A 13488-nucleotide genomic window follows, 5' to 3' on the forward strand; every position below is an offset into this window, starting at 1 on the left:
CGTGTGGCCCTGGGAAATTGTTGGCGGTGCATTGTCAGTTCTAGGCGGAATTGGCGGAGCGGTTACCCTGTTTTCCCAGGGCCGTCAGCGGGCGTTGGTTGAACAGCATGAAGCGCTAGAAAAATCGCATCAGGAACTGAGTGATCGGGTTGCTGTTCTGGAAAGCATCCCAACGGAAATCAGCGCACAGTCTGTGCAGTTGTCTGCCATCAGCGAATTGCTGAAAGGCGTTCAGCAGGACGGCAAGAATAACAAGGATCTGCTGCACACGATCATTCGTGGGCACATGGGTGATAAATCATGAAAAACCGTAAGAAACGCAGCGTATTTCGCTCGAAAAAATCAGGGCCGTTCAAAAAAGTGTCTCGCGGTCATGCCGCATATGAACAGGAACAGGCATTTTTACGCACTCTTGTGCGTGGTGGTCGGATGCTGCGGGGAGTTCGGGCATGAGCGTTACAATGGAAATCGCGGCTGATCGTCGCCGTAAGGTGCTGGATGCACTCTCCCAGATGCAGGATGGTCTGCTAAGCGAAGATGTGATCCTGCGGGCTGTGTGCGAAACAGGTCGGGATACTGACCGTGATACAATGCGTGATGATCTGTCATTTCTGCAGCACCGTCACTGTGTTGTCATTGAGAAGCTGCCGCGCGCGGGTGGCGAGATGTGGCGCGTGCGTCTGACAGATGATGGCCTGTTGGCCGCACAGGGCAAGCTTCTGGTGAATGGCGTAGCACGGCGCACGGTAGGTTAAGCGTGGCGCGCCCATCATCTATTGATCAGTTAGAGCCTGAGATCAGGGATGAGATCGGGCGCTTGCGTGGTAACGGCCATACTCTTGATGAAATATTGGCCGCGCTGCGCGAACTAGACGTGACGCATATCAGCCGCTCTGCACTGGGGCGGCATGTGCAGTCTATGGAAAAGATTGGGGCAAAGCTTCGGCACAGCCGCAATATTGCGGAAGCCTTGGTGCGCCAGTTAGGTGGTGAGCCTGCATCCCGTTCTGCCCAGTTGAATATTGAGCTTTTGCATAGTGCTGTGCTGGATCTGTTTCTGGCTGCACAGAATGCAGAAGGCGGCAAACCGGATGGACGTGGGATTGCTGCCCTGAACGGCAACCCCGAGGGCATCATGATGCTTGCAAAGGCGTTGGATCACCTCACCAAGAGCGCAAAGTCTGACATTGAAAACCAGAAGGCTATTGAAGAACGTGTGGAAAGACGCCTGAAAGCGCAGGCTGAAAAACACGTTGTTTCGGAAGCTAAGAAGCGCGGTATCAGCGCAGAAACAGCGCGTGCGCTTATGCAGGGCGCGTTCGGAGTAAATAGCAATGACAAGAAGTCCTGATCTTTCTGGTATCTTTCTGAAGTACCAATCTGACTGCATGGCATCCGTATGGGAAAATCCTGTGACAGTCGTGGAAAAGTCACGACGCACAGGTTTGTCCTGGTGTGCATCTTTTATTGGCGATCTTGTAGCTGGTCTTGCGCAGGCGGACAGTGGCATGGATGTCTTTTACATGGGCTATAATCTGGAAATGGCCCGTGAATTTATTGATTACTGCGCGGAACACGCGGAAATCATGCAGGCGGTAGTCGGTGAGGTTCGGGAAAGCTTTTTTCATGATCCTGATCGACCTGAGAAAGATGTCAAAGTCTTTCGTATGGATTTTGCATCTGGGAACAAGGTTCTGGCTCTTCCCTCTGTGCCGCGTGCGTTGCGCGGTATGCAGGGATTGGTGATTATTGATGAAGCCGCCTTCCATGATGATCTGGAAGAACTTCTGAAAGCTGCTCTGGCGTTGCTGATGTGGGGCGGCAAGGTGCTTGTTATCAGCACCCATAATGGCGACACGAACCCGTTCAATCTCCTGGTGCAGGACATCCTGTCCGGACGGAAACCTTACAAGCTGCTTAGAACAACCTTTGATGATGCTTTAAGGGATGGGTTGTTCCGCAAGATCTGCGAGAAAAAGGGCGACGAATGGACGCAGGTTAAAGAAGATGCGTGGCGCAGTAAAATTATCAAATTCTACGGGGATGCAGCAGATGAAGAATTGTTCTGCATTCCGTCTCCCAGCACGGGAACATATATTCCATTGCCGTTAATTGAAGCGCGCAGTTCCGTAGATGTGCCAGTTATTCGCTGGGATCGAAAATCAGAATTTGCCCTCTTGCCCGAAGACATTCGCAAGACGGAGACGCTGGCGTTCTGTCGTGACGAGATCATGCCGGTTCTGGATAGTCTGAACCCTAATGACCCTTACGTGTTTGGTGAGGATTTCGGGCGCAGCGGAGATCTGACCGTAATCTGGGTGATGGCTATCGGGAAAGACCTGAAGCGCCGCACGGCCTTTGTGCTGGAACTGCGAAACATCCCGTTTGAAGAACAGAAGCGCGTGTTGTTCTTTGTTCTGGATGGATTACCCCGCTTCCGGGCTGGGAAGATGGATGCGCGGGGCAATGGCCAGTATCTGGCAGAAGTGACTGTGCAGCGTTACGGCAGTCGTGTTGAGGCCGTGATGCTGTCTGAAAGCTGGTATCGAGAAAACATGCCACCTATGAAGGCTGCGTTTGAAGACGGAATGCTGAGCCTCCCGCGAGACCGCGATATTCAGGATGATATTCGTGCCCTCAAAATGGTGCGCGGTGTGGCCCGTATTCCCGATGCACGTACCACAGACAAAACTGGAAACCGACATGGCGATGCTGCGGTGGCTTTGGCAATGGCCTACGCCGCCAGCCGTGCAGAGCCGGAAGAATATGGGTTTACGCCGGTGCCACGTGCGCTGCCATCCGCATTTGGCAACGCATCCAGTCATGATTGGCCGATTGAAGACGAGATCGCCCGTGACCGTGCTGGATTTCGCAACAGCACCGGATTGAGAGGATCTGTGAGATTATGAGCAATATTGCGTGGATATGTCTGACCATTTTGGTGGTGCTGATTTTGGCGGCTGCCGGTTGGGCTGCTTGGGCATTGTGGCAGGCAGCCCAGAAGAAACAGACGGCAGAAGATGCCGCAGCTCAAAGCAAAAACGATACGACGACCCTAGCAGTTGAGCAGAACATGGCGCAGGCGCAGGCAACCGCTCCTGCCGATGATGCCGATGTTGTGGATCGCCTGAACAAAGGAAACTTCTGATGTCACGCAATGTGCAGGGCCTGATGATTTTATTGGGGGCGTATGCGGGCATATCATTTCTGGCTGCGTGCTCTGCTTACATACCAAAGCCCGTATGCCCAACGCTTGTTCCGTATTCACGCACGGATGAACAAACGCTGGCTCAGGAACTGGTTGCCCACACAGATACACCTATGACGCATCGCGCCATGCGTGATTACGGTGGCCTGCGTGATCAGGTGCGTGCCTGCCAGAAAGGGAACTAGCATGGCGCTGCTTGATCAGTACGGAAAACCCATTCAGCTATCTACATTGCGGCAGGACGTTGCTGGCCCTACAGTGCTGGGATCGCGCTCTGCAATCAGCACGTTATCCATGGAATGGGTTAATCCTGCCATGGTGGGAGATATGTTGCGTGCGGCATCAGATGGTGACAGCCAGCAATGGCAGGAATTCTGTTCCCTGATTGAGCAGAAGGATTTGCATTATCTGGGTGTGCTGAGCACGCGCAAACGCACTATCAGTCAGTTGCCGATTTCCGTTGAAGCCGCCAGCTCTGATCCTATCCACCAGAAACATGCTGATTATGTGCGCGACTGGGTGAAAAAGGGCATTTTGCGTGCGGCATTGTTTGACATGATGGATGCACTGGCAAAGGGGTTTTCAGTTCTCTCCGTCTCCTGGAATGCGAATGCTGCCGGATACTGGCCACGCAAATTGACGTATCGCCCACAACGCTGGTTTGACGTGTCTTATCAAGACGGCGAAACTGTTAAGATGCGTACGGATGCTGGCAGTTCATTCACGCCGGACATTGATGGTGCTGTAGAAGAGATTGGGTTTGCCACTTTGCCGCCCTACAGCTGTGTGGTGCACAAACACCCATCGTGGTCAGGCCTGACGCTGCATTCTGGATTAACACGCGCTATTGCGTTCAACAGTCTGTTCAAACTGTTCAGCACCCGTGATTGGGGCGTCTTTGTCGAAAATTTTGGACTACCGATGCGTGTTGGTAAATATGGGCCAGACAGCACGGATGATGATCGCAATAAACTATGGCAGGCCGTTGCCAGTATCGCTAATGTTCTAGGATGTATGATCCCCAAGGGGATGGAACTGGATTTTGTGGAACCGAAAAATGGTGCAGGTTCCAACGATGTGCACGAACGCCGATGCAAATGGCTAGATGAGCAGACCAGTAAAGCCGTTTTAGGCCAGACCGGCACCACTGATGCGCGCCAGGGCACGCACGCAGCTGCATCTGTGCATAAACTGGTGCAGGACGATATTGAGCGTGCAGATGCCCTGCTGATCAGCCACACAGCCAATAATCAAATCATCAAACCAATGATCGACATGAAGTTCGGATCTCCGCCGGATGGAAATTATCCTGAAGTGGTGATCGGACGCCCTGATGAAGTGCCGTTGGCTGAGATTACGGCGCTGGTGCAAAACCTAGGTCCGCAAGGATTGAAGGTGCGTGCAGACGATATCTATGCGCGAAGCGGTTTAACACCGCCGGAAGACGGAGACGTTGTGATTGGTGTGACGGCCCAACCGCAGCAGCCGTTGCCATCCCGCGTGTTGCCTCCTGAAAACAAGCCACCAAAGGATAATCCAGCTCACGTTCCGCCGCCCACGAACGAAAGCGCCCGTGCTCCAGGTGCGGATGATCCTGAACAGACGGAATTGAAACTCAATGCCGCACTGGGGAAACTGTTACGGCGGCATGCGGTTCAGAAACCTGCGTTGGTGGACGTTCTGACGCAGAGCCTGTCCCACGAAGCAGAACGCGGCCTGGCATCCATGCAGGATGCTGTGAGAGCGGAATTCGAACAGGCTACCAGCTTGGAGAACTTACGTGACAGGCTGGATACGCTGGGTTTGTCTGACGATGCGTTCCAGCATGCCATGAGCATGGGATTGCTGATGGCTGAACTGGCTGGTGAGGCGGCTATGCTGGAGAGCATGCAGCGTGCCTGACAGCATTGTATCGGCAGCTGGGTTGGCACCTAAGGAGGCGATTTCTTTCCTACGGCAAAAAGCCAATGTGCAATCTGCCACATTCGGAGAGCTGGAAGCGGAAGCGCATGCGCGCAGCTTTACCGTTGCAGGTGCCGCGTCTGATGCGCTGCTGAACGATTTCCGGCGCGGTATTGACGAAGCGCTACGTGGTAAAACAACGTTAAAAGAGCTTGTGAAGGGCTTTCCAGACCTCACCAAGCGTTATGGATGGGAATACAATGGAACGCCTGGATGGCGCGCCATGATTATTTACCAGACCAATATCAGCACCGCGTATGCAGCGGGCCAATACAGGCAGCTGACCACGCCTGAAGCGCTGGAGATGTTTCCCTACTGGCGCTACCGCCACCATGCCTGTGAGCACCCACGTGCCCAGCATCTGGCATGGGATGGCATGATCCTGCCTGCAAACGATCCGTGGTTTGCAACGCACTTTCCGCCCAATGGATGGCGCTGCCATTGCACTGTTGAGCCTGTTTCGCGCCGCGATCTGAAGAAATTTGGATGGAGTGTTTCTGAAGCGCCACCGATAGAAACGCGCCCATGGAAAAACCCGGCAACAGGAAAAATAGAGCAAGTGCCTGTGGGGATTGATCCGGGATTTAACAGCAACCCCGGTGCAACGTGGATGCAGGCTGAAAAAGAGCGGGCAGAAACAGCACTGACGCCTGTCACAGAGGTGTCTGGCAAACCAGTCGTTGATCTGCCACCAGTTGAGCGACAAACGCTTCAGGCAGAGCAGATTGAGGATCTGCTGGAACATCCGGTGGGTGTGGTTGAGGCTGGGACATTGTCGCCAGATATCCAGAAGATTATTCGCAGTGAGAGTGACAGCCTGCGGTTGTCTGAAGATAACCTTAAGAAAAACCAGACCCATCATGCTGAGGTTGAGAAGTCAGAGTATCAGCTGATCCCACAGTTGGTGGCCGATACGCAGATGGTTCTGTCTGCGGGGAGTGAGCGCCATGTGATGCTGTTCTCCACATATGGGAAACAGATTTATCGGATGCTGATCAAGAGCACCGCAAACGGCAAGGAAAACTATCTGCTGTCGTTTCACGCAATCAATGGCGCTGAGGTAAAACGATACATGCGCACACGGGAATGCCTGTTAGGCAGTCTGGAAATTCCGAATGTAGAAAGAAATGCGGAATGACATGCTGGTGGGGCCTCCCGGTAACCCCACAATTTGCTCCGCCATTAAAGCGTGCCCTGGTCGGGAGAATATCGCCAGATCACAGCATGTCATTCGCTACTTTTATAGCAGCATAAGAGGCGCATTGCCATGCCTTCAGTTATTGTTTCTGGATCAACTCAGCCCATCCGCTCTGCTCTAGACAGGATTGCTGCCATTGGCCGTGATCCGGGCGAGACCTTGAAAGCAGCAGGGCTGGCCATTCTGAACAATACCCGACGACGCATGGAACGTGGAGTAGATCCGAATGGTGTGCGATGGGACAGCTACGCACCGTTGAACACGTTATATGCCAAGACAAAAGAAGGTCCTGGCATTTTGCGTGGCGATGATTGGTCACGCACAGGGTTATATGCCAGTCTGACGGTGCAACGGCACGGCAATAGTTTGGTATGGGGATCTACTCTTCCGTATTCTCGCATTCATCAATTGGGCGGAATCATTCAACCGAAGAATAAACGGTGGCTTTCTTTTGAAATGGGCGGGATCCTCTTCCATGTGGACAGCGTAGAAATTCCGGCACGTCCCTACCTTGGTTTCACACAGGAAGACCGCGAAGACGTGATGTATCTGCTGGAAGAATATTTGGCTCGTGCCATGCGCGGATGACATCGTGGGGTGATGGTAAGGCTCTAAAAGGTTTCTAAAAGGGCCTAAAAGGGTTCTAGAGACGTTTTAAGGCTTCTTGCGTCCGAGATTAGGGGGTAGAACCCCGCACGCCTCTGTGCGGCTAAATTTGAGAGCCATATTCCTGAAGCCGGGAAAATGGTCATCCTGCCGAAAACACGCACAATCCTATTGGTGGCTTGAGTAGTCCACAACAGCAGCATGACGCTGCAATTTGTCCATTATCACATGTCGCTACCCGAAGGCGCTGCAGGTGCACCGCCGGAATGGTTGCATCTGGTGCCATCTGGCACGTTCAAGGGACGTGACGGACGTGGCCCATTCCATCTGAACAATCCGCAGGAAGTCATCACCCGCTCCATGCAGGAGATGGGTGGTAAACTGGTGATTGACGAAAACCACAGCACAGATCTGGCTGCTCCCAACGGTGGTTCCTCACCGGCGTTGGGGTGGATTGTAGAACTGCAGTCCCGTGCCAATGGCATCTGGGGGCGCGTGGAATGGAACCAGCGCGGAACTGAATTGATGTCGGATAAGGCATACCGGGGTGTGTCTCCGGTTTTTGCCTCCGACAAGAGTGGCAACGTGACCTACATCGCACGCGCTGCCCTCACAAACACGCCCAATCTTGGCGTGACCCAACTTCATCACCAACAGCAGGAGACGGGCATGGACCCGAAGGAACTCCGGCGTCTGCTCGGCCTGCCCGAGACGGCGTCTGATACGGAGGTCAGCACGCAGCTGACGGGCGCAAGTTCTGCGCTTTCACTCCACACGAGCGTTCTGAAACTGGCCGGGTTGCAGGATGGTGCATCCAACGAAGCCATTCTGGCAGCTCTTCGTGCCAAAACCGAACAGCTCAGCACCCATGCGCAGCAAAACGCAGAACTGCAAAGCAAGGTGCAGGCATTGGAAGGCAAGGTCGCCACCACGGAAGCCACCCGCTTTGTCGAGAATGAAATGACCCGAAAGGTCATCAATGACACGCTGAAGGCCGACCTGATCACGTTGCATGCTGAAGGCAAGGTTGATCTGGCGAAAAGCATCATTGCGAACTTGCCTGATGTTCCTGACGACCAGTTGAGCCGCCATTCCAGCGGTGCAGATAAGCCGAATAAAGATGCGAAGGGCAAACCTATCGCGCCTGGCCTCGTCTTCAGTGATGCGGAGGTGAAAAGCTTTGCTAACCTCTGATCGCGTCCTTCAGGAAAAGAAGTCTGCAGCCAATCCTGAATTCGGATTGCCTGTTGCTGCGGGTTTCAAAGTGTATCGTGGATCCATTTGTGGCGTGTGCGCAGATGGGTCCATTGTGCAGGCCGGAGCTACTGGCACGCCCAAGGCTATTGTGGCGATTGGCGGCATTGCTCGGCATGGGCAGGACAATACAGGCACTCCCAACACGTTTGGCCCTGCTGTGGGCGCTGGCCATGTTTGGTTGAAAAAAGGTGCCTGGGCATTGCCGTTTGATACGGAACCCACGTGGGCTGATGTGAAAAAGCCCGTTTACGCAGTGGATGATGAAACTGTCTCCTTGACCGAAACACCCACCAGTGGCGCTGCCCGTCTGCAGGTCGGCACTCTGGTTGGGTTTGATGAAAACGGCACGCCGTTTGTGCTGGTGGACTGAAGTATGGAAATCAATTCTCCAAATATTCAGGGTCTGACCACTGAGATCAGAACTGAATTTAATAAGTTCCTTCAGGTGGCGACGCCCACCAGCGGGCCGTTTGTCATGAACGTGCCGTCCAAATCTGGCGCGAATTTCTATCCGCGTCTGGCTGAATTTCCTGGCATGCGGAAATGGGTTGGTTCGCGCGTCATCAATCGTCTCAAGGCAGGTGCGTTTTCTGTCGTCAACGAGACATATGAAAATACGTTGGCAATTGACCGGGACGATCTGGAAGATGATCAGTTCGGGATCTACAAGCCTGTTCTTGCTCAGCTGGGTAAAGAGGCTGCCATCATGCCGGATAAGCTGGCATATGGGATCATCAACAGTGGTACGACCACAAAGTGCATGGACGGTCAGTATTTCTTTGATGCTGATCACACCACTTATGATGAGAATGGCAAGGAAACATCCTATTCAAACAATGCTATCCCGCAGGAAGGCGAAACCGCCGGGCCTGCATGGTATCTGTTCAAATGTGATGATCCTCTGAAGCCGATCATTTACCAGAACCGCCGGCCGTTCACGATTACGCCCAAGACACAGCTCACAGACGGAAATGTTTTCAGCGAAAAGGAATTCGTGTGGGGCATTGACGGCCGGTGTGCCGCAGGCTGCGGCATGTATCAATTTGCCTATCGTTCCATCCGTCCCCTGACGGTTGAAAGTCTTTCTGATGCTATTGCGGCCATGGCGCTCCAACGCCGCGTGGATGGTGAGCCTTATGGCATTCAGCCAACACATTTGTTTGTGCCATCCACTCTTAGGCGTCAGGCGAATGCTGTGGTGAAGGGCGGCATGGTTCCAGTGCTGGCTCCCGATGGCAAGACATGGTTGCCGGGTTCCAACCCGGCTGAGGACATTGTGACGCCGGTTGTAGCGCCGCGCTTGAACGGTGGTAATGGAGCATAAACATGGCACGTTCTCCAAATCGCAAACCTGCGACTGATGCTTCGTCTCCTGAGCAGGATCACGCATTGCAGGATCTGGTAAATAAGGAAGTTCAGGAACAGATTTCTGATCTTTCCTCGTCAGTTCCTGAAGAAGGGGCAGAACAGACTACGGATCTGCGTGAAGAGGCGCTTGAAGAAGCGGTGGAAACCTTTGAGCACGCAGTTTGTGTGACCTCCAATGGGCACCGCTGTGTTGTTCGCCCAGGGGAAATTATTGTGGTGTGCCGTGATCCCGGCTTCCGGCGTGCCGGTATCGAGCATCCATCGGTAGCCGTTTACCCGAAGCGCAAACTGACCGAAAAGCAGCTGAACGCAATGCGGAGTGAACCGCTGCTGGAAATCGTGGAAGTTTCCTGATGGCCTACGCCACCATTCAGGACATGATTGACCGTTTCGGCCAGCAGGAACTGTGCGATGCCACAGCTACGCTGGACCGCGAACGCGGCAGCATGGATGTGGAACGTATCAACCGTGCTCTGGAAGAAGCGTCTGCTGTTGCGGATAGCTATCTCCAGCGCCGGTATGCGTTACCAATTCGGCCGCGTCAGCTCTCTCTTGTTCGCGCTGTGTGCGCATTGGCACGCTACGAGCTGTGTCAGGGAGAAGCAGTCGATCCATCCGATAAAATCAGGATTGGCCGCAAGGATTCCCTGCAATGGTTGGCGGATATTGGTGCGGGCCGCGCCACACTGGACGTAACTGCTGTGAACGATAGTTCAAACACGTGGTCACGTGTGGCTGCGCGCCCGTGCTCCATAAGGGCAAACAAGCTATGGTAACGCGACAGCTGTCAGATAACCAATATCCAGACTTTCTGCTGAATGGCGGCCCGATTGCATTTGTGCTGAAAGCTCTTTCAGACAGGCTTAAAATTGCCTTTCAGGAAAAGATTTTCACACATCACATCATTGCGCCAAATGCGGGCAAGAAAATGTGGGATGCGGTTTTGAAAACCAGCCCCTTGGTGGCGGTGTCATTTGCATCATGGAAGCGCTCTTCCCGTCTGAGTTCGGGGTTTTTCCGTGGCGATCTGACATTTCCGGTATTTATTGCCCTGCAGCACAACACACCTGAAGCGTTGATGCTTGGCAGCGGCCAGCTGCGTGGCATGGGCGTTGCCGGTGTTATGTCCATGGCGGCGGCAATGCTGGATGGCTGGACGCTAGACGGTGTTGGCACTGCCGAAATGCAGGTTGCTGAATTGCCGCCCACAGCGGACTGGCTGGAAGAACGCATGGCCCTGGTGGCTCTGAACATCGTGTTTCCAGATGTGGGTTTTGATGCCGGTTCTGATGCGGCCATGCTGGATGGACTGAATGATTTTCTGCAATTGGCAGAGAAATCCCAGGTGAACGGTCAGGCTGAGCCAGATGCCGTTCTGAATGTGAGAGACCAAAAATGACTGTAAAAGTAGCCGTGCCAAAGGGCCGCACGGTGCTGGATGCGCGTGGGAGGAAATGTCCTGCGGGTGTGTTCAGCGTAAACGAGCGTGATCCGTTCTGGGCACGCCTGCTGCGTTTTGGCGATATCGTGCGTGTTGATGCCAAACCTGTGACCGAGACAAAGCCTGTGGCTGTCTCCGCGACTAAGGAGGCATCTCCAAAATGAGCATTGATGTAGCGCAGGTGCCAACCGGCTGGCGCGTGCCTGGTGCGTATGCGCAGGTTGTTGTCAAAACATCAGGAACAGCCCTGACGGCGATGCCCTTACGTGTTTTGCTGATTGGGGTGGTTGGCACGTCTGGCACCGGAAAACCGCTGACGGTTTACCCTAACATCGGCGCAGCACAGGCGCAGGCACTGGCGGGTGCAGGATCTGCAACGGCACAGATGGTTGCTGCATTTGCCGCAGACGCACCCTACACGCTGGCGGATCTGATCATGGTTGCAGCGCCAGCGGGAGGAGCTGCAGCCACATGGACTGTAACGCCAGAGGGAACGGCAACGGGTTCTGGCACAGTGGCGTTGTATGTATCTGGCCTACGCATTGCCGCTACTGTGACCAGTGGCATGAAAGCCGCTGATGTTGGGGCAGCTCTGGCTGCCGCGTGGACAGATGATCTGGTGGTTTCCACTGGCGTGGAAGCAAAGGCAGACGCCACATCTGGCGTTCTGAGCCTGACATCTGTCGATAAGGGCGCGTGGGTCAGCGATATTGATGTGCGGGTGAGCACGCAATATGGCGATGGCGTTGCAGGTATGAACCTGACTGTTGCACAAACTGCCGCAGGCGCAGGTGAAGTAGATATTTCCGGTGCGCTCGCTGCGGTCAGCAACACTTGGTACACCGACATTGCGTGTCTGCCGAATGACGGAAACACCCTGACTGAACTGGCAACAGAAAGCCGCCGCCGGTTTGGCGCGATGGCAAAGCTAGATGCGCATGTTTACGTTGGCGTGCGTGCAACGTATGGCGAAGCACTAACACTGGCAGCCAGCCTGAACTGTGAGTTCATGTCTGTTTTACCCGCAGCCAATGCCCGGTTCTCTCCGTGGTCAGCAGCTGCGTCTTTGTGTGCCGTTGCATCTGCCGCACTGAACACCGATCCTGCCCGCCAGCTGCGCACACTGGAGCTGACGGCATTGGCTGGCATGGCGCCAGATGATGCGGATCTGTTTGATGATGACATGCGCAATGTGCTGCTGAGCAAAGGTATGAGCACATTCAACGTGACGCAGGACGGTCGCGTTGTGCTGGAACGTGTGGTGACAACACGCCAGACGGATGATGCAGGCGTGCCTACTACGGCGTGGCTGGATATCATGGTTCCGAAAACGGCCAGCCGTGTGCGGTATGAATGGAATACCTACGTTACAGAAACCTACCCACGCGCAAAACTGGCAGATGATGGATCTGTGCTGGTGAATGTCGCGGGCGCGAATGTTGTGACGCCATCCAGTTTGCTGGGATCATGGGTTGGCCAGACGAAGCTGTATGAGGCCGCAGGCTGGATTGAAGATGCGGACGCGCTTGGTGCCCATGCTGTTTTTGAGCGCGACGCGACAGACCGAGACCGCGTGAACTGCCAGCTGCCGATCAAAGTGATTGGTAGCCTGATTGTACTCGCCAGCTCCATTGAATTGCAGGTGTAAGAATGGCCCAGTCCGTAGGTATTGTTGCCGTCTGGTGGAATGGCCAGAAATACGATTGCCAGAAAGGCAGTTCCCTTCGGCTTTCCGGTGTCCGCAACGTGACACAGGTAGCCGGAATGACGGCGCACCGTAGCCAGGAATTTCAGGCCGGTGAAGTAAAAGCCACAACATTGCTTCTGAAAGGCCAGTCATTGGCGACGTTCAGCCCAGGCGATGAAGGCGAGCTGCAATTCAAAGCTGATACCGGGCAGACATGGGTGAGCCCGGATGCGTTCATCACAGATGCGCCCACAATGACAGATGATGGCGGCAAATGCCCTGTCACGTGGAATTTCTCAACATATTCAGAGATCGTAAAATGACCGATAAAACAGACGTGTTCTCCAATCCTGCCGTTACGAAAAGCACTGATGGCACGGGTGCTGTCAGTGTTCAGCTGTCAACACCTGTGCAGCTTACTACTGACGGCGCGCCAGTGACCATTGTCACGATGATGCCCCTGAAGGGGAAAGACATGGTGGCGATGCTGAATGCCAAAGGCGAAGGCTCGCGCACTGAAGCCATGATTTTGGCATCCATGCAGTTGTCTGGCCCCATGGGCGATGCGTTCGTCAATAACGTGACGGCATCTGATTATCTGCTGCTGGCTGAGGTTGCAGGCACTTTTTTGGACAATGGCCAGACGAGTGGAACATCATCCTCGCAGGCCTCATCCGCGAATTAAGACTGAGCGCGGCTGAAATCTTGGAGATGCGGCCGCGCGATATCGCTTTCTGGAGTGTGTCGCTGCAGGGGCTGTG

19 protein-coding genes are annotated in these 13488 nt (G+C 54.2%); all 19 read left to right on the top strand.

Annotation, left to right across the window (positions count from 1 at the left end):
* Position 1: 1 nt before the first annotated feature.
* The 19 genes from FKW31_RS07665 (at position 2) to FKW31_RS07755 (ending at position 13412) form a co-directional block, all read left to right on the top strand.
* Entirely contained in the window at positions 2 to 304 is a 303-nt protein-coding gene (locus FKW31_RS07665; protein WP_035353493.1) for a hypothetical protein, read from the top strand.
* Between the two features lie 145 nt (positions 305 to 449).
* A complete protein-coding gene (locus FKW31_RS07670) occupies positions 450 to 755 on the top strand; it encodes a hypothetical protein (protein ID WP_139018854.1) in 306 nt (101 codons plus the stop codon).
* 2 nt (positions 756 to 757) lie between these two features.
* Complete coding sequence (locus FKW31_RS07675) at positions 758 to 1351, top strand: DUF3486 family protein (RefSeq protein WP_006115547.1); 594 nt, start codon at positions 758 to 760, stop codon at positions 1349 to 1351.
* Positions 1335 to 2909 (top strand): hypothetical protein, encoded by a 1575-nt coding sequence (locus tag FKW31_RS07680; protein WP_035353497.1) that lies wholly within the window; start codon positions 1335 to 1337, stop codon positions 2907 to 2909. Before FKW31_RS07675 ends, FKW31_RS07680 begins: the two co-directional genes overlap by 17 nt.
* Positions 2906 to 3148 carry a hypothetical protein gene (locus FKW31_RS07685; RefSeq protein ID WP_035353499.1) on the top strand — a complete coding sequence of 81 codons (243 nt, stop codon included), beginning with the start codon at positions 2906 to 2908 and terminating at the stop codon, positions 3146 to 3148. Before FKW31_RS07680 ends, FKW31_RS07685 begins: the two co-directional genes overlap by 4 nt.
* Entirely contained in the window at positions 3148 to 3393 is a 246-nt protein-coding gene (locus tag FKW31_RS07690) for a hypothetical protein (RefSeq protein WP_035353501.1), read from the top strand. The genes FKW31_RS07685 and FKW31_RS07690 overlap by 1 nt, the downstream gene beginning before the upstream one ends.
* A gap of 1 nt (position 3394) precedes the next feature.
* The gene (locus tag FKW31_RS07695; protein WP_100070281.1) at positions 3395 to 5110 is read left to right on the top strand and encodes a DUF935 domain-containing protein; all 1716 of its coding nucleotides are present in this window, start codon (positions 3395 to 3397) and stop codon (positions 5108 to 5110) included.
* Positions 5103 to 6308, top strand: a complete 1206-nt coding sequence (locus tag FKW31_RS07700; RefSeq protein WP_157772567.1) for a phage minor head protein — start codon at positions 5103 to 5105, stop codon at positions 6306 to 6308. The genes FKW31_RS07695 and FKW31_RS07700 overlap by 8 nt, the downstream gene beginning before the upstream one ends.
* Before the next feature lie 129 nt (positions 6309 to 6437).
* On the top strand, positions 6438 to 6956 hold the full coding sequence (locus FKW31_RS07705) for a phage virion morphogenesis protein (protein ID WP_006115541.1): 519 nt from the start codon (positions 6438 to 6440) through the stop codon (positions 6954 to 6956).
* Positions 6957 to 7175: 219 nt separating this feature from the next.
* Positions 7176 to 8168 (top strand): phage protease, encoded by a 993-nt coding sequence (locus tag FKW31_RS07710; protein ID WP_006115540.1) that lies wholly within the window; start codon positions 7176 to 7178, stop codon positions 8166 to 8168.
* Positions 8155 to 8601, top strand: coding sequence for a hypothetical protein (locus FKW31_RS07715; RefSeq protein ID WP_035353507.1), 447 nt, complete (start codon positions 8155 to 8157; stop codon positions 8599 to 8601). The genes FKW31_RS07710 and FKW31_RS07715 overlap by 14 nt, the downstream gene beginning before the upstream one ends.
* A 3-nt stretch (positions 8602 to 8604) precedes the next feature.
* Positions 8605 to 9555: a Mu-like prophage major head subunit gpT family protein gene (locus tag FKW31_RS07720; RefSeq protein WP_006115539.1), complete on the top strand. Its 951-nt coding sequence runs from the start codon at positions 8605 to 8607 to the stop codon at positions 9553 to 9555.
* A 2-nt stretch (positions 9556 to 9557) separates the two neighbouring features.
* Positions 9558 to 9953: a hypothetical protein gene (locus FKW31_RS07725; protein WP_006115538.1), complete on the top strand. Its 396-nt coding sequence runs from the start codon at positions 9558 to 9560 to the stop codon at positions 9951 to 9953.
* Positions 9953 to 10375 (top strand): gp436 family protein, encoded by a 423-nt coding sequence (locus FKW31_RS07730; protein ID WP_006115537.1) that lies wholly within the window; start codon positions 9953 to 9955, stop codon positions 10373 to 10375. Before FKW31_RS07725 ends, FKW31_RS07730 begins: the two co-directional genes overlap by 1 nt.
* On the top strand, positions 10369 to 10998 hold the full coding sequence (locus tag FKW31_RS07735; protein WP_035353510.1) for a hypothetical protein: 630 nt from the start codon (positions 10369 to 10371) through the stop codon (positions 10996 to 10998). Before FKW31_RS07730 ends, FKW31_RS07735 begins: the two co-directional genes overlap by 7 nt.
* Complete coding sequence (locus FKW31_RS07740) at positions 10995 to 11204, top strand: hypothetical protein (RefSeq protein ID WP_035353513.1); 210 nt, start codon at positions 10995 to 10997, stop codon at positions 11202 to 11204. The genes FKW31_RS07735 and FKW31_RS07740 overlap by 4 nt, the downstream gene beginning before the upstream one ends.
* Positions 11201 to 12688 (top strand): phage tail sheath subtilisin-like domain-containing protein, encoded by a 1488-nt coding sequence (locus tag FKW31_RS07745; RefSeq protein ID WP_006115536.1) that lies wholly within the window; start codon positions 11201 to 11203, stop codon positions 12686 to 12688. Before FKW31_RS07740 ends, FKW31_RS07745 begins: the two co-directional genes overlap by 4 nt.
* Before the next feature lie 2 nt (positions 12689 to 12690).
* Entirely contained in the window at positions 12691 to 13050 is a 360-nt protein-coding gene (locus tag FKW31_RS07750; RefSeq protein WP_006115535.1) for a phage tail tube protein, read from the top strand.
* On the top strand, positions 13047 to 13412 hold the full coding sequence (locus FKW31_RS07755) for a hypothetical protein (protein ID WP_035353516.1): 366 nt from the start codon (positions 13047 to 13049) through the stop codon (positions 13410 to 13412). The genes FKW31_RS07750 and FKW31_RS07755 overlap by 4 nt, the downstream gene beginning before the upstream one ends.
* Positions 13413 to 13488: the final 76 nt, after the last annotated feature.

Origin of the sequence: Acetobacter sp. DmW_136 (assembly GCF_008690365.1) — a bacterium.
GTDB classification, from domain to species: Bacteria; Pseudomonadota; Alphaproteobacteria; order Acetobacterales; family Acetobacteraceae; genus Acetobacter; species Acetobacter oryzifermentans.

What these genes read in the sequence shown, in the direction of transcription:
- FKW31_RS07670 (WP_139018854.1), top strand. Translation starts at nt 450, where the DNA reads ATGAGCGTTACAATGGAAATCGCGGCTGATCGTCGCCGTAAGGTGCTG.
- FKW31_RS07680 (WP_035353497.1), top strand. Translation starts at nt 1,335, where the DNA reads ATGACAAGAAGTCCTGATCTTTCTGGTATCTTTCTGAAGTACCAATCT.
- FKW31_RS07685 (WP_035353499.1), top strand. Translation starts at nt 2,906, where the DNA reads ATGAGCAATATTGCGTGGATATGTCTGACCATTTTGGTGGTGCTGATT.
- FKW31_RS07690 (WP_035353501.1), top strand. Translation starts at nt 3,148, where the DNA reads ATGTCACGCAATGTGCAGGGCCTGATGATTTTATTGGGGGCGTATGCG.
- FKW31_RS07695 (WP_100070281.1), top strand. Translation starts at nt 3,395, where the DNA reads ATGGCGCTGCTTGATCAGTACGGAAAACCCATTCAGCTATCTACATTG.
- FKW31_RS07705 (WP_006115541.1), top strand. Translation starts at nt 6,438, where the DNA reads ATGCCTTCAGTTATTGTTTCTGGATCAACTCAGCCCATCCGCTCTGCT.
- FKW31_RS07710 (WP_006115540.1), top strand. Translation starts at nt 7,176, where the DNA reads ATGACGCTGCAATTTGTCCATTATCACATGTCGCTACCCGAAGGCGCT.
- FKW31_RS07720 (WP_006115539.1), top strand. Translation starts at nt 8,605, where the DNA reads ATGGAAATCAATTCTCCAAATATTCAGGGTCTGACCACTGAGATCAGA.
- FKW31_RS07725 (WP_006115538.1), top strand. Translation starts at nt 9,558, where the DNA reads ATGGCACGTTCTCCAAATCGCAAACCTGCGACTGATGCTTCGTCTCCT.
- FKW31_RS07730 (WP_006115537.1), top strand. Translation starts at nt 9,953, where the DNA reads ATGGCCTACGCCACCATTCAGGACATGATTGACCGTTTCGGCCAGCAG.
- FKW31_RS07735 (WP_035353510.1), top strand. Translation starts at nt 10,369, where the DNA reads ATGGTAACGCGACAGCTGTCAGATAACCAATATCCAGACTTTCTGCTG.
- FKW31_RS07740 (WP_035353513.1), top strand. Translation starts at nt 10,995, where the DNA reads ATGACTGTAAAAGTAGCCGTGCCAAAGGGCCGCACGGTGCTGGATGCG.
- FKW31_RS07745 (WP_006115536.1), top strand. Translation starts at nt 11,201, where the DNA reads ATGAGCATTGATGTAGCGCAGGTGCCAACCGGCTGGCGCGTGCCTGGT.
- FKW31_RS07750 (WP_006115535.1), top strand. Translation starts at nt 12,691, where the DNA reads ATGGCCCAGTCCGTAGGTATTGTTGCCGTCTGGTGGAATGGCCAGAAA.
- FKW31_RS07755 (WP_035353516.1), top strand. Translation starts at nt 13,047, where the DNA reads ATGACCGATAAAACAGACGTGTTCTCCAATCCTGCCGTTACGAAAAGC.